A 13,177-nucleotide genomic window follows, 5' to 3' on the forward strand; every position below is an offset into this window, starting at 1 on the left:
TAAACCATTAGGCTATTCTTACTTTGCTAACACGCATGGCAAATTCATCCATAAGCTTTTGCTCTCGGCGACCTTCCAATTGGTTTTCTTTCTTTTGATAGCGGTCACCCAGCACGTCATATGAAAACTTCTTTTTATTACTATATTGCCAAGCGTGTTGATCCATCATTACTTTTGCCTTGGCATTTTCCACAACCTGTTCTTGACCTTTAATTGCATCATCCAACATTTGCAAAAATCGTTGGAAGTTCTGATGAATTTGAATATCCACACCTGTTTCCAGCTTTACCGATAACTTAGCAATGTATTCATCACGATATTTTTCGAGCATGACCAATGTATTCTTTTCATCAGCAAGCGATTGATTACTGGTTGTCAGTTGCTCAGCCGCGGTATCCACCGCTTTTGTAGCAAGTTGCTGCAATGTGACTAATACTGTTTTTGCGGACATCATCATTCTCCTGAGCGTTTATCAATACAACTTATCAAGTTAATACCTGTGATCAAACTAATACTTGGCCCAGCTGCTGCAAGCTATCTGCAACATCGGCGCGCTCTGCAATATCCTGTTGTAAAAATGCCTGTACCTGCGTATTTCTAGCTATCGCTTCATCAAGAACAGGATCGCTACCCGCTTGATAAGCCCCTACATTGATCAAATCTTGACTACGCATATACCGCGAGTTCAACTGTTTAAGCCTGCGAGATAGTTTTTGATGTGTACTAGATGTAATGTTGTGCATGGCACGGCTGATCGATTGTTCAATATCGATCGCTGGGTAATGGCCACTCTCAGCCAGAGTCCGATTTAAAACGATATGTCCATCTAAAATAGCACGGGCTGCGTCTGCAATAGGATCTTGTTGGTCGTCGCCCTCAGTTAGCACGGTATAAAATGCCGTAATGGACCCCTCGCCTGGCCTACCGTTGCCGGCGCGCTCTACCAATGCCGGTAATTTCGCAAACACGGAGGGTGGATAACCTTTTGTTGCAGGAGGCTCACCCACAGCTAGCGCGATCTCGCGTTGTGCCATCGCAAAACGCGTGAGTGAATCCATAATAAGCAGAACGTTTTTTCCTTGATCGCGGAAATACTCGGCAATGGTGGTGGCATAGTTTGCCCCTTGTAAGCGCAACAATGCTGGTGCATCTGCTGGCGCTGCAATAACCACGGAGCGGGCCAAGCCCTCCGGCCCAAGAATCTGCTCAATAAATTCTTTTACTTCTCGACCGCGCTCACCAATCAAACCCACAACAATCACATCTGCGGTGGTGTATCGTGCCATCATGCCTAACAACACACTTTTACCCACGCCCGATCCCGCAAACAAGCCCATACGCTGCCCTCTGCCAACCGTTAACATGCTATTGATTGCTCGAACACCCACATCAAGAATTTCCTCAATAGGCGCCCTTGTTAATGGATTAAGCGGGCGCACAGTTAACGGTGCACTATGATGAGAATTAATGGGTCCCAGACTATCCAGCGGCCTGCCTGCACCATCGAGTACACGACCCAACAATGCATCACCGACAGGCAAATGACGTGAATGGTCGGAGGCGCGGCGTTTTGGTACGCTCTGGCCAGTAGGACTGAGTTGCACCTGAGTGGTATTCAGCGCATAGACCTTAGCGCCGGGTACGATCCCATCTACATTACTGTGAGGCATTAATAGTAATCGATCACCGTCGAAGCCTACCACTTCAGCTTCAACGTTGCTATTTTCGCCGATTGGAACGATACAAGCACTCCCCACTGGCAAATGGATGCCGACCGCTTCCATGACCAACCCGGTGAGTTTGGTAATGCGTCCGCACACCTCGAATGATTCAACTTTGTTGAGCATTGAACTGTAGCCAGCGACCTTCTGTTGCCAAATTTGCGCGGTGCTACTCATGCATCATCCAATCTGTTTTACAGCCCAGCGCTTCGTTGATGCGTTTCCAACGTGTCGCATTTGTAGCATCTACCTGATTAGCACCCGTTTCGATTAAACACCCGCCTCGCTCAACATCGTTATTTTCAGTTACCAACCATGTTCCATTGATTTTCTCCGCAAGCTCTTGTTTGATAATTGCAGCGTCCTTAGGGTTAACAATGATTTTTGCAGGTTTTTGTATATAAGGCAGTGACTTAATCGCCTCTTCCACCACCGGGATGATGACGTCGTGATTCACCTCAATCCTACTTTTAATCATACTTTTCGCAATATCCAACGCAAGGTTAAGCAAGTCTTGTGTGATTTGCTGTTGATGCACATCCACTATTTTATGCATCGCTTCGGCAATACTTTCTAACGCTTGCTGATTCACGCCTAGTTCTAAGCGAACTTGCTGGCTTCCCTCTTCATAGCCCTGCTTTAACCCTTGCTGATAGCCTTCTTGTCTAGCTGCATCCGACATTTGGGTCAAGGTCTCACTTAACTCAGAGGATTTTTTTTCACGAATCGACTGAGTTCTATTGCTATGGCCTCCCAAGGACGAAAGTTCCCAGCGCTCATAAGCCGTTTGCTGCTCTTTAGGAATAATCATGCTAGACATACGCATCCTCAGAGTTCGTGCCTAGTACGATTTGCCCTTCTTCAGCTAATCTGCGAATAGTTTGCAGAATGATTTTTTGCTGGGCTTCCACTTCTGAGAGTCTGACTGGACCTTTGCTTTCTAAGTCTTCCTTGAGCATTTCACTTGCACGAGTAGACATATTGCTGAATATTTTTTCACGCAATTCTGCTGAAGCCCCTTTGAGAGCGACGATCAAGCTATCCGATTGCACTTCCTTAAGAATGGTTTGGATGCCCTTGTCATCGATTTCCATAATGTTGTCGAATACGAACATTTCATCCATGATTTTTTGCGCCATTTCCTCATCATATTTCTTGAGCGCTTCGATGAGGTTCGATTCGTTTTCGCCATTCATGAAGTTCATAATATTGGCAGCTGACTTGATGCCGCCAATTGATTTTTTCTTCAGATTTTCATTGCCAGATAAAAGCTTGGTAAGAACTTCATTCAGCTCTTTTAATGCGGCTGGTTTTACACCATCTAAGGTAGCAATACGTAACATGACGTCTTGGCGCAAACGCTCCGTGAACGCGCCTAATACCTCGGCAGACTGGTCAGCCTCTAAGTGCACTAAAATCGTGGCGATGATCTGTGGATGTTCATTTTTAATAAACTCGGCCACGGACTCTGCATCCATCCACTTAAGGCTTTCAATACCGCTGGCATCGCGGCCTTGCAGAATACGATTGAGTAAACTAGAGGCTTTATCGTCGCCTAAAGCCTTGGTCAGCACAGACCGGATGTATTCATCTGAATCCAAACCAAAAGTAGTACTCGCGTCTGCGGCGGTCACAAAACTGCCCAATACATCTTCTACATCTTCATTGGCTACAGCTTTGAGAGACGCCATCGCGGCACCTAGCTTTTGAACCTCTTTTGGTCCGAGATATTTCATCACCTCAGAGGCTTCATCCTCGCCCAATGTCAGCATGAGTACTGCTGCGCGCATAGTCCCGTTTTCAATCATTGCCATTCACCCAATTGGTTACCACGCTTGCCACCATGCGCGGGTTGTCTTTTGCCGTTTGTCGGGCGGTGATCAGATTGTTCTGGTAGCCTTTAACTGGACCTTCCTGTCCGTTCGTTTGACTTAAGTTCACTACAGCATCGATTCCGTTACTTGTTAGCAATGCAGGACTAGGCACTTGTACCAATTTATTAGCCATGGGTTTAAGCAGTTTTTTATACAAGATGAAGAGCACCATCGCGCCGGCTAGATATTTCAGAAATTGCATAGCCATATCCATCATTTCCGGTTTTTTCCAGAGCGGTATTTCTGCCACTTGCTCTTGTCTAGCCACCATGAAAGAACTGTTTACCACACTGAGTGAATCGCCACGATCTTCACGGAATCCCATCGCCTGCTTAGCCAGGTCACTAATTTGGTTTTTTTCAGCATCCGTCAAAGGGCGTGTGACGGTTTTGCCATTTTTATTGACCTCTTGTTTATAATTCACCACGACCGCAACGGTTAAACGCTTAATGCCACCCATGGATTGTTGCGTGTAACGAATGGTTTTATCAATTTCGTAATTTGTAGTGGTATTTTTTTGAGAGTTTAACGGCGTTGCATTATTGCCAGCATCAGCAGGTGCTGGCGAGGCTGCACCTACTGTTGGATTTGCAGGAGGCTGTGCTTGATTCGCTTGCGGTTGATTGGATACAGCGCCAGGTACCCCACCTGTGGTATTTGGCATAGCGCTTTGCGTTTCAGCCGTTTGTTGGCTGCGAATCACAGTTGCATCTGGTGTCTGGTTAGGTTTATACGTTTCTGCCGCTTGTTCTAATGTAGAAAAATCCACATCGGCACTGGCTTCTGCATGGACATTCTGCGCACCCACAATAGGGCTAATGATCGACTCCACACGTTTAATAATATTTTTTTGCAACTCTTCTACATACTTAATCTGACTTGGATCCAGATTATTCGTGTTTTCCTTTTTAGTGGCATCTGTCAATAAGCTACCATTTTGGTCCACGATGGTGACACTTGAAGGGGATAACTCTGGAATGCTGCTCGCAACTAAATGCACAATCGCACTCACTTGCTGTTGATCCAGAGCACGACCCTGATGCAAATTAAGTAAAACCGAGGCTGAGGGTTTCTGCTGTTCGCTTACGAATACGGATGGTTTAGGAATTGCTAAATGGATACGTGCGGTTTGTACGGCGGAGATGGATTGCACACTACGTTCTAACTCACCTTCTAACCCTCGTTGAAAATTTACTTGTTCAACAAATTGGGAAACACCGAACTTCTGGTTTTCTAATAACTCAAAACCAATATTGCCGCCCTTAGGTAAGCCTTGCGCAGCAATTTTTAGACGTGCTTGATGCACATGCGCCGCAGGTACCAAAATTGCTGTGCCGCCCTCGGAGAATTTATAAGGCACATTCATTTGCTCCAAGCTTGCAACGATTTCGCCACCATCTTTATCCGAAAAATTGGAAAATAGCACGCGGTAATCAGGTTGCTGACTCCACATCATAACCACCACCATGACAGCGATCACAGCAGCAATACCCGCTATCAGCAATATTTTATTACTGAACTGCGATTTAAAATTTGTTGCTTTATTACTCTCAACGCTATCTTTTTCTGCTGCCACTTGTATCTCCATATCCTGAGGCATTGTTACGATGCTTAAACCTGAAAGTTAGGTGCACCGCTATTGGATAGCATTATGCGAGTCAGAAAAAAAATCAAAAGCCAGAATAGAACGATTTTATCGAGGTTATTTATCGGCTTGCTTGATAAACGAACTGCTATTGTATGAGGGTAAGAATCTGGTTTAACTAGCGATATGGAGAGACCATGAAAGTAACAGCAATAGATTCAGGCAGGATTGAAGCAATGATGGCGCAGCTTAAAGCCGCCGCACAAAAAAACTCAACCGAGAGTATTGATGGGAATATGGGCAGCGTAGGGTCATCTACAGCCATCAATAGCACTCCCGGCACTAATAAAGTAAATTTTGCAGATGCCCTCAAGTCCTCATTGAATCAGGTAAACAAAGTACAAACTGAAGCGGACACCTTAGGCAAGCGTTTTGCCATGGGTGACGACAGGGTAAATTTATCCGATGTGATGATTTCCATGCAAAAAGCCAGCATTTCATTTCAAGCCACTGTCCAAGTGCGCAATAAATTCATCGCGGCGTACAACGACATCATGAATATGCAAATATAAACTGTAACCTTGTGCTATTGGCCAATACTCTACAAAGTAATGAGGTTCGTAGATGGCGGCTGAGCCTCATTAGTATCAATACCATTCTCTAATTGATACAACCAAGCCAGAACCTCAGCGATTGCAGTATATAAAGCCGGCGGAATATGATCGTCTAAATTCACTTGCATCAGCAAGGCTACTAACTCTTTGGATTCATGCACAAATACATTGTGCGCCTTTGCTTCTTCAATGATGCGCTGGGCAATCACACCACGCCCTTTTGCGACCACACGCGGCGCTGATTCTCCTACTTCATAGGTCAGTGCAATCGCTTGCTGCAGGGGCGTTTGCTTATCACTCACCGCGATTACCTTGTGCAATTGAGATTGCTTCTAATCTTCCAGTATGCTGTTCTAAAGATTGAATCAAAGCCCGGCTATTAATCTTCAAAGTGTCTGTGGTAGCTTGTTCATCTGCAACCAGTGCAACCGTTAACTTGTCACCTGCTAGACGGATTTTTGCTGTGATATTTCCCAAGTGTGGTAATTGCAGATTTAAATGACTGCTTACAGTTGTCTCTTGAGAGATATCTGACCCGGCTTGTGACTGATTCTCCACTTCCACCTGCCAATCTGCTAACTGTCCAGGCCAAATCTCCCCGTGCCAAACCAAGCGTTGAGTTTCTAATACATTCAACTGCTGAGCCATTAAATGATGCAATATGAGACCACCTTGATTTTGTGGTTCTTGCATGAGGCTACTTAATGTTCTAATCCCTTGCGTGAAATCCGCTAAGTGCGATTCATAAAATAAGCCCGTCACTTCCATAGTATGTTGTAAATCTGCCGCAAACTGCTTGACTTGCTCGGGCTTGTTGGTTGCGGGGATCATCGCTTGATAGATGTTGGCGGCGCCTTCTCGATTAGCCAGATTGATCTGCTCAGCAACTTGTTTGGCAGTAGGACTTAAAATAACCTGTGCGGTATTTTCAGCCACGTGAGGTAACAACTGAAAACTGATACCCGTCTCATCGCCCATATATCTAAGCGTCAGCGTTTCGCCAATTTTCCAGTGCTGCTGCATATTTAAGACCAGCTGACGACCTTCAACAGAAACTTTAAGACCACCATTGACAGCAACGTCGATGATTTTAGCGCTGTAAATATGGCCTTTGACTAACTGCGGCAGTTCCAGTCTGCTGTTGCGCCGGTGATCATCAAGTAGGCCGAGCGGCTTGATGGCCGATACCCTATCAATGGCTTTAACATCGCTGGACAAAGGCTTGTACATAAAGGTTAGCTTGGAGGTTTATTGAATTGAGATGGCATCTGTTTTGTTTTACCGCTAAACAAAGCATCCATTCTTAACATCCATGGATTAAGTAAATCTCTGATCTCACGATCATGTGCGAGTATTTTATGAATACTTGCAATTTTGCTTTGCAAAGCTGCGCCTGTAATAGGCTCGGGTTTTGCACTGGTAATTTTTTCAATCTCAATTGCGCATAAGGCCTCAAGCTCAGTGATCTTCGGCCAATCTTTAGCACGCGCAGCTTTCAACATCATACTTGTGATGTCAGCAATACGTTCGTAAGTAATAGATGAATCCTTCACAGTATCGATTATCATTTCATCAGCTTAGTGCTGCATGGCTTCCCAAGCGGATCTGAGTTCAATGAGCAACTGGATGACCTCACTCACTGGTTCTGGTTGATTTTTTAAATTTGCAATATAAAGTCGATTACTCATGTAGTCATACAAAGCGTCCAAGCTTTCTGCGATCTCACCACCCGCTTGTTTATCCAAACTGGCTTTAAGACCGCTTTCTATAATCATGATTGCTTTAGATATCATCGTGCCTTTTTCTGCAAAAGCCTTGGCTTCAATATGGGGCAGTGCGTTTTTACAGGCTAAGATTGCGCCGTCAAAAAGCATGACGATCAATTGATGTGGATTAGCCGATACCACCCCAGTTTCTAGGCCTACTCTGCTGTACTCATTCACACCTTGTATATTGTATCCAAACATAGATTTCCTCAATCAGGATTAACTATCCATCAAACTAATTATTATTATTTTGAAAACTGGCGATTTGCTGCGATAAATAACTACTGGTTTGTTGCATGCTGCTGATTAAAGTATCCAGCGCCGTATACTGCTGGCGATAGCGTTTCTCAATTTGTACCAATCGATCCTGCAACGCTTCCTGTTGTTTTGTCAGGCGTGAGATCGAGCTGTTAATTCCATCGGTGCGTGAGGTCAAAATACCGTCTGAACCCAGTAAATTCTTAACCAATTTATTCAATTGATAGGCATAACCTTGACTATACGTGACCGAACCCCGATCTCCCAAACTACCCCCATTCACCTGCACGACTAGTCCTTCACTAGCATCGCCAATCGCGCCTATCAATTGCTGGCCTACCCCTTTTGCCGCTACGCCATTGATCGTGCCTGCCGCGTCTAAACCCTCTGTCGTGATCGGAGTGCCGAATAAATTTGAAATCCCGTTACCTGATGACAGCATAACTGATGCTGTGGCACCGTAATTCGCAGAAGTGACTTGGATATTGCCGCCATTTATGACGACCTTAGCAGTCGAACCTGCAGCGGATAAGCGGGTTTGGAGTTCAGTGATGATATCGGAAGTAGAGTCATAAGTACCGGCAGTCAGGTCAATGCTGTATGCCACGCTATCGATATTAAAATCGATATGATCGTTAACCCCTTGAGTAATGGTCAGGCCTGGCGCACTTCCGCCTTGCACATTTCCTTGCGTCGCTAACCGAGTAACATTGATCGCATAATTTCCGGAAGCAGTTTTGTCGATTTGCCCGGTATGTGTGATCAAACTATCTGTTGCTTTGCCTGTGGCTGCAAATAAGGCTGGAATGTCCTTGGTATTATTTTGAATCGCCAGTTTGAGTTTGCTGTCATTAATCGCCAAAGTACCATCACGCTGGAAACTCACGCCAATATCACTTAGGGACTTCAGCATTCCAGCCCCACCGATTGTGCCGGTAAGCACTTGCTTGATTTGGGTGGCGACAGAGCGAGTCGCCGCATCACCTAATAAGATGCCGCCAGCTTTTGTCGTCGCATCATATTTGGTCAAATCACGAATGACTTGATTTGCATCATTATAGGCTTTTACAAATGCAGTGACAGAAGCTTCAATACTGGATTGGTCGCGTGAAATTCCTAGCGCCACCGCTGTATTAGGCTGCTCTTTCAATAAATTGAAAGTGATGCCATCCACAGCATCTGAAATCACATTGCTGGGCTTTGTAACCAACACGCCATCAATATCAACGATGGCATCTTTAGCCGTTTGCAATACTGTCAGGTTTTTACCTGTGCCAGCACCTGCAGTTGGATCGAACGCTAATTTAGATAGTCCGCTCGCATCTAGATGATCGCCATCGTCATCCGCGACCGTTATTTTGATACTATTCGACGTGCCACTACTTTTGGCGCTCAATACCAACCGATTAGATTGACCATCGTTGACTATCGTGGCTGAAACGCCAATATTTGCGGAATTGATCGAATCTCTGATACCAGCTAAAGTGTTGTTTTCCGGTGTGATATCTATCGTAGCAACCGCTTGATTTGGATTCAGCGTAAAAGCATTTGCATCACTGTCATAGGAGCCAAATGAGATTGTGATTTTACCTACACCGATGGGACTGGTTGTAGAGACCTCGCCTGCCATAGCAATTTTTTGAGATTGTGCGAGCTGCTTTACTTTTATGGCATAACTACTTTCCACTGCATTCCCATTGGATGTCGCAGTAAAAACCGTGGCATCGGATGACTCTGCTTTCTGCGCGTTGAATTTAGAAACTGTTGCAAGGTTGGCGAGCGCAGTTTGAAAAGTGGACAGCACTCCTTTTAAACTTCCATAAGCGGAAATTTTGGTCTGGAAATTGTTTTTTTGCTGGGTAACAAGCGTAAGAGGTCCCTGCTCTGATCTCATCAGACCAGAAACAATCGTATTTACATCAAGGTTAGAACCTAACCCTGGAGACGAGATTGCCATATTTACTCCTCAAAAAAATGGCTTACGCTGGTTACTTAAAATTTTATTCAAACCTTTTGATTTAACAGCAAACCTTTAAATGTTTCTAAACTTCTTGAAAATGCAATCGCCTCCAGATTAGGAAGCTGCCTTAATACACTTTTCGTTTCAGTATCCACTACTTTTATAACAGGTGATCCAGTCGTCTTATCTAAGCTGAACTCCACCGACGTATTGCTTTGCGCCATCAAGGCATTCAGTTTTTTTACTGCTGCTTCAAGTTCACTTTTGCTCGGTTGCTTTACTTCTGAAATTTCGGCAACTGTTCCCTGAGTCGCAACTTTGCTCTTGTTTGGTACACCAGTAGCACTGGTGATTTTATTAATGTTATCGATAGCCATGATTTGTACTCCTTCAGCAAAATGCTCCTAAGTTCTTTTGAAACTTAGGAGCGATTACTCGGTGTTACTTCAATTAGCCTCTTAATAATGCCAATACACCGTTAGGCAATGAGTTCGCTTGCGCTAACATTGCGGTACCGGCTTGTTGCAAGATCTGACCACGCGTCAAGTTCGCTGTTTCTGCCGCGAAGTCTGCATCCATGATGCGGGATTTAGCAGCTGAAGTGTTCTCTACTTTGTTTTGCAAATTGCTTACTACTGAGTTAAAGCGGTTTTGTACTGCACCGAAAGTTGCGCGTTCTGTATTCACTTCATCAAGCGCAGCATCAATTGCAGTGATTGAAGCAGTGGCTTTAGCAACCGTCGTTACATCGTTAGTAGCTGAGTCTGCAGCGATTGCTGATTTAGCAGCCGCATCTGTCAAGTCTGTACCTGTCACTGTAATCACATCAGTAGTATCAGCACCTACTTGGAAAGTATTCGCAGTACCGTTCAAAACTTTATTGCCGTTGAATGTTGTGTTGCCGGTGATACGGGTAATTTCTTCTTGTAATTGTTTGAACTCAGCATTCAGATTGGTACGGTCGCCAGCGTTGTTGGTGGCGTTGGCTGATTGCACCGCTAATTCACGCATACGTTGTAATGCATCGGTTACACCGCCTAATGCACCATCTGCTGTTTGTGCATATGAGATCGCATCATTCGCATTACGGATTGCAACAGTTGAGCCGCGAACTTGTGAATCCATACGTGTCGCAATAGATAAACCTGCAGCGTCGTCTTTAGCACTGTTAATGCGCAAACCTGATGACAAACGCTCGATGGATCTATTCAAACTCATTTGTGACGTACCCAGATTACGTTGGGCATTTAAAGATGAAATGTTGGTATTAATAACTGCTGCCATGATAATACTCCTTAAAATTCAGTTAATTAGGTTGACCCTTGCCTTCAGCTTTGCTTGCTGCTTAGTGCTCGGCTGTTAAACTTATATCGGTAGTGATTTGAAAAACTTTAATTACTTTTTTTCACTACATACAAGGTAATCTTGCATAAGTTTATTCACGGCAACATTAAGGAGTTCTTTAGGAAATTTGCAAAATTAATAAAAATCAATTTTTCATAACCTGAAATAAATCATAAAAATATAGACTTACATGCTTTGTTAAAATAGCTTTTTTAATGGATAAAACCCAATATCACTTCGATTATTTTAAAAGAAGTTTATTGGGTCTAATTTGAAGAACTAAGAAGGGAAAGTCTGCTATTAAGCAGGATTGGGTTATTCGACGATTTTGTTTTTAATCGCGTAGTGCGTGATTTCTGCGTTATGACGCAAATTCATTTTTTCTAAAATGCGCGAACGATACATGCTGACGGTTTTAACAGAAAGATTTAATTTAACCGCAATATCACCTACAGTAAATCCTGAAGCGATCATCGTCATCGTCTGGAATTCACGGTCAGACAATAATTCATGAATGGGCTTTTCTTGATCGATCCCCACTTGATCAGCCAGCGTTAAGGCGACTTCCGGGGTGATGTATTTTTTACCCTTGGCAACTGTTTCAATGGCCGTAACGAGCTCCGCGGAGGCTTTTTGCTTACTGAGATATCCAGCAGCGCCAGCCTTTAATGCGCGCACTGCATATTGATCTTCGCGATACATGGATAGCATTAATACAGCGAGTTGCGGATTTATTTTTTTTATTTGCTTGAGAACTTCAATACCATTTTTGTCTGGCAAAGAAATATCTAGCAACATCACATCGGCTTTATGCTTAGTGGCGAGTTGTATTGCCTGAGCTCCACTTTCTCCTTCAGCCACCACTTCAATCGCTTCGGTCTCACCTAGAATCTGTTTTAAACCTTCTCTTAAAATATCGTGGTCATCAATTACGATTACTCGAATTTTTTTCGTCGCCATATTGAATTACAACTTCGCATTGATTACTTAAAAGTCATTCTAACCCAAGGTTACATCGAGGCGAAACGCTTTATAACAAATTATTCACTTTCATCGCAATGCTAGTGCCACATCTAATTTTGTCTTACAAATTGAAGCAGTTTTTCTTTTAGCGGGATCGAGGCAAGATGCATTTTCGCAATCAGATCTGGTAAGGTTTTTGTGGCACCAACGCGAGCGTCTGCTTCCAGTTCTTCTGCAACTAATGCCATTTGTTCGGCGCCCAGCATTGCTGCCACACCACCCATTCGGTGTGCTAATTTAGCTATTTCATCAATATTGTTTGCTTTTAAGGCCAAGTCTAAATCTGCTAAAGAATTTGGCAACTCCTTCAAAAACATAGGTACCATTTTCATACTCGGAACTGATTGACCTAGAACGCGGCCTTTCAAGCTTTCCGCATTAAATATGCTCGCGTTTGTCACGGATAACTTCGGGGTTTCCTTATGGATAATTTCGGTTTCATCATGCTGGCTATTAGAGCTTAGCTTTGCGATGAGTATTTGGGCATCTATTGGTTTTGTAATGTAATCATCCATTCCGGCCGACATACAAATCTCCCGGTCACCTTTCGTTGCATTTGCGGTTATGGCGATGATACGCACCCGTCCACCTGAAACTTCTTCACGCTTTCTAATTTCCATCGCCGCTTGGCAGCCATCCATCACTGGCATTTGCATATCCATTAATATGACATCAAAAATCTCTTGTTCTAATAACTCAATGGCTTCCAAACCATTATCGACAACCATGAATTCGTAACCATCATGACTTAGAATCGCTTTGATGACTTCTTGGTTAACCGCATGATCTTCTGCGATAAGCACTCTTGGTTTTGGGTAAGTGTGATATTTATTCATATGTTTTTATGGATTTATTTAAGTATAAAAAAATCCATCTGCAACCCCAATTAAGTATTCCCACATTATCAGACACCTCACATATTTGAATCCAATTGATCCATTTGTGACCCTTATTAAACGTTTAATAATTTATATTCCAGATATAGACTATTTTTCAACTGTTTATTCAAATATGGAAAAAAAATGTATAGCG

The 13,177-nt window shown here is 43.7% G+C and carries 15 protein-coding genes; 1 reads left to right on the forward strand and 14 read right to left on the reverse strand.

Annotated elements, in window-relative coordinates; genetic code table 11:
• Positions 1 to 7: 7 nt before the first annotated feature.
• The 5 genes from fliJ to fliF are packed head-to-tail and all read right to left on the reverse strand — an operon-like array spanning position 8 to position 5,183.
• A complete protein-coding gene (fliJ, locus tag METVE_RS0100865) occupies positions 8 to 451 on the reverse strand; it encodes a flagellar export protein FliJ (protein ID WP_232415346.1) in 444 nt (147 codons plus the stop codon).
• Positions 452 to 503: 52 nt separating this feature from the next.
• A complete protein-coding gene (gene fliI, locus METVE_RS0100870) occupies positions 504 to 1,898 on the reverse strand; it encodes a flagellar protein export ATPase FliI (RefSeq protein ID WP_020166556.1) in 1,395 nt (464 codons plus the stop codon).
• Positions 1,891 to 2,541 carry a FliH/SctL family protein gene (locus tag METVE_RS0100875; RefSeq protein WP_020166557.1) on the reverse strand — a complete coding sequence of 217 codons (651 nt, stop codon included), beginning with the start codon at positions 2,539 to 2,541 and terminating at the stop codon, positions 1,891 to 1,893. Before METVE_RS0100875 ends, fliI begins: the two co-directional genes overlap by 8 nt.
• On the reverse strand, positions 2,534 to 3,529 hold the full coding sequence (fliG, locus tag METVE_RS0100880) for a flagellar motor switch protein FliG (protein ID WP_020184146.1): 996 nt from the start codon (positions 3,527 to 3,529) through the stop codon (positions 2,534 to 2,536). Before fliG ends, METVE_RS0100875 begins: the two co-directional genes overlap by 8 nt.
• Entirely contained in the window at positions 3,522 to 5,183 is a 1,662-nt protein-coding gene (gene fliF / locus METVE_RS0100885; RefSeq protein ID WP_020166559.1) for a flagellar basal-body MS-ring/collar protein FliF, read from the reverse strand. The genes fliG and fliF overlap by 8 nt, the downstream gene beginning before the upstream one ends.
• Positions 5,184 to 5,377: 194 nt before the next feature.
• Between fliF and fliE the strand changes: the two genes are divergently transcribed.
• Complete coding sequence (gene fliE / locus METVE_RS0100890) at positions 5,378 to 5,752, forward strand: flagellar hook-basal body complex protein FliE (RefSeq protein WP_020166560.1); 375 nt, start codon at positions 5,378 to 5,380, stop codon at positions 5,750 to 5,752.
• Between the two features lie 29 nt (positions 5,753 to 5,781).
• Here fliE and METVE_RS0100895 read toward each other — a convergent pair whose 3' ends face one another.
• From METVE_RS0100895 to METVE_RS0100935, 9 genes are all read right to left on the reverse strand, one after another.
• A complete protein-coding gene (locus tag METVE_RS0100895) occupies positions 5,782 to 6,096 on the reverse strand; it encodes an EscU/YscU/HrcU family type III secretion system export apparatus switch protein (RefSeq protein ID WP_020166561.1) in 315 nt (104 codons plus the stop codon).
• Positions 6,089 to 7,024 (reverse strand): flagellar hook-length control protein FliK, encoded by a 936-nt coding sequence (gene fliK / locus METVE_RS0100900; protein ID WP_020166562.1) that lies wholly within the window; start codon positions 7,022 to 7,024, stop codon positions 6,089 to 6,091. Before fliK ends, METVE_RS0100895 begins: the two co-directional genes overlap by 8 nt.
• 5 nt (positions 7,025 to 7,029) lie before the next feature.
• Positions 7,030 to 7,362: a flagellar protein FliT gene (locus tag METVE_RS0100905; RefSeq protein WP_020166563.1), complete on the reverse strand. Its 333-nt coding sequence runs from the start codon at positions 7,360 to 7,362 to the stop codon at positions 7,030 to 7,032.
• 9 nt (positions 7,363 to 7,371) lie between these two features.
• Positions 7,372 to 7,761 (reverse strand): flagellar export chaperone FliS, encoded by a 390-nt coding sequence (gene fliS, locus METVE_RS0100910; RefSeq protein WP_020166564.1) that lies wholly within the window; start codon positions 7,759 to 7,761, stop codon positions 7,372 to 7,374.
• Positions 7,762 to 7,795: 34 nt separating this feature from the next.
• A complete protein-coding gene (fliD, locus tag METVE_RS0100915) occupies positions 7,796 to 9,775 on the reverse strand; it encodes a flagellar filament capping protein FliD (protein ID WP_020166565.1) in 1,980 nt (659 codons plus the stop codon).
• Between the two features lie 47 nt (positions 9,776 to 9,822).
• Positions 9,823 to 10,155: a flagellar protein FlaG gene (locus METVE_RS0100920; RefSeq protein ID WP_020166566.1), complete on the reverse strand. Its 333-nt coding sequence runs from the start codon at positions 10,153 to 10,155 to the stop codon at positions 9,823 to 9,825.
• Between the two features lie 73 nt (positions 10,156 to 10,228).
• Positions 10,229 to 11,062 (reverse strand): flagellin N-terminal helical domain-containing protein, encoded by an 834-nt coding sequence (locus tag METVE_RS0100925; protein ID WP_020166567.1) that lies wholly within the window; start codon positions 11,060 to 11,062, stop codon positions 10,229 to 10,231.
• A 375-nt stretch (positions 11,063 to 11,437) separates the two neighbouring features.
• A complete protein-coding gene (locus tag METVE_RS0100930) occupies positions 11,438 to 12,082 on the reverse strand; it encodes a response regulator (protein ID WP_020166568.1) in 645 nt (214 codons plus the stop codon).
• A gap of 113 nt (positions 12,083 to 12,195) precedes the next feature.
• A complete protein-coding gene (locus METVE_RS0100935; RefSeq protein WP_020166569.1) occupies positions 12,196 to 12,981 on the reverse strand; it encodes a response regulator in 786 nt (261 codons plus the stop codon).
• Positions 12,982 to 13,177 lie beyond the last annotated feature (196 nt).

Origin of the sequence: Methylotenera versatilis 79 (assembly GCF_000384375.1) — a bacterium.
Classification (GTDB): domain Bacteria; phylum Pseudomonadota; class Gammaproteobacteria; order Burkholderiales; family Methylophilaceae; genus Methylotenera_A; species Methylotenera_A versatilis_B.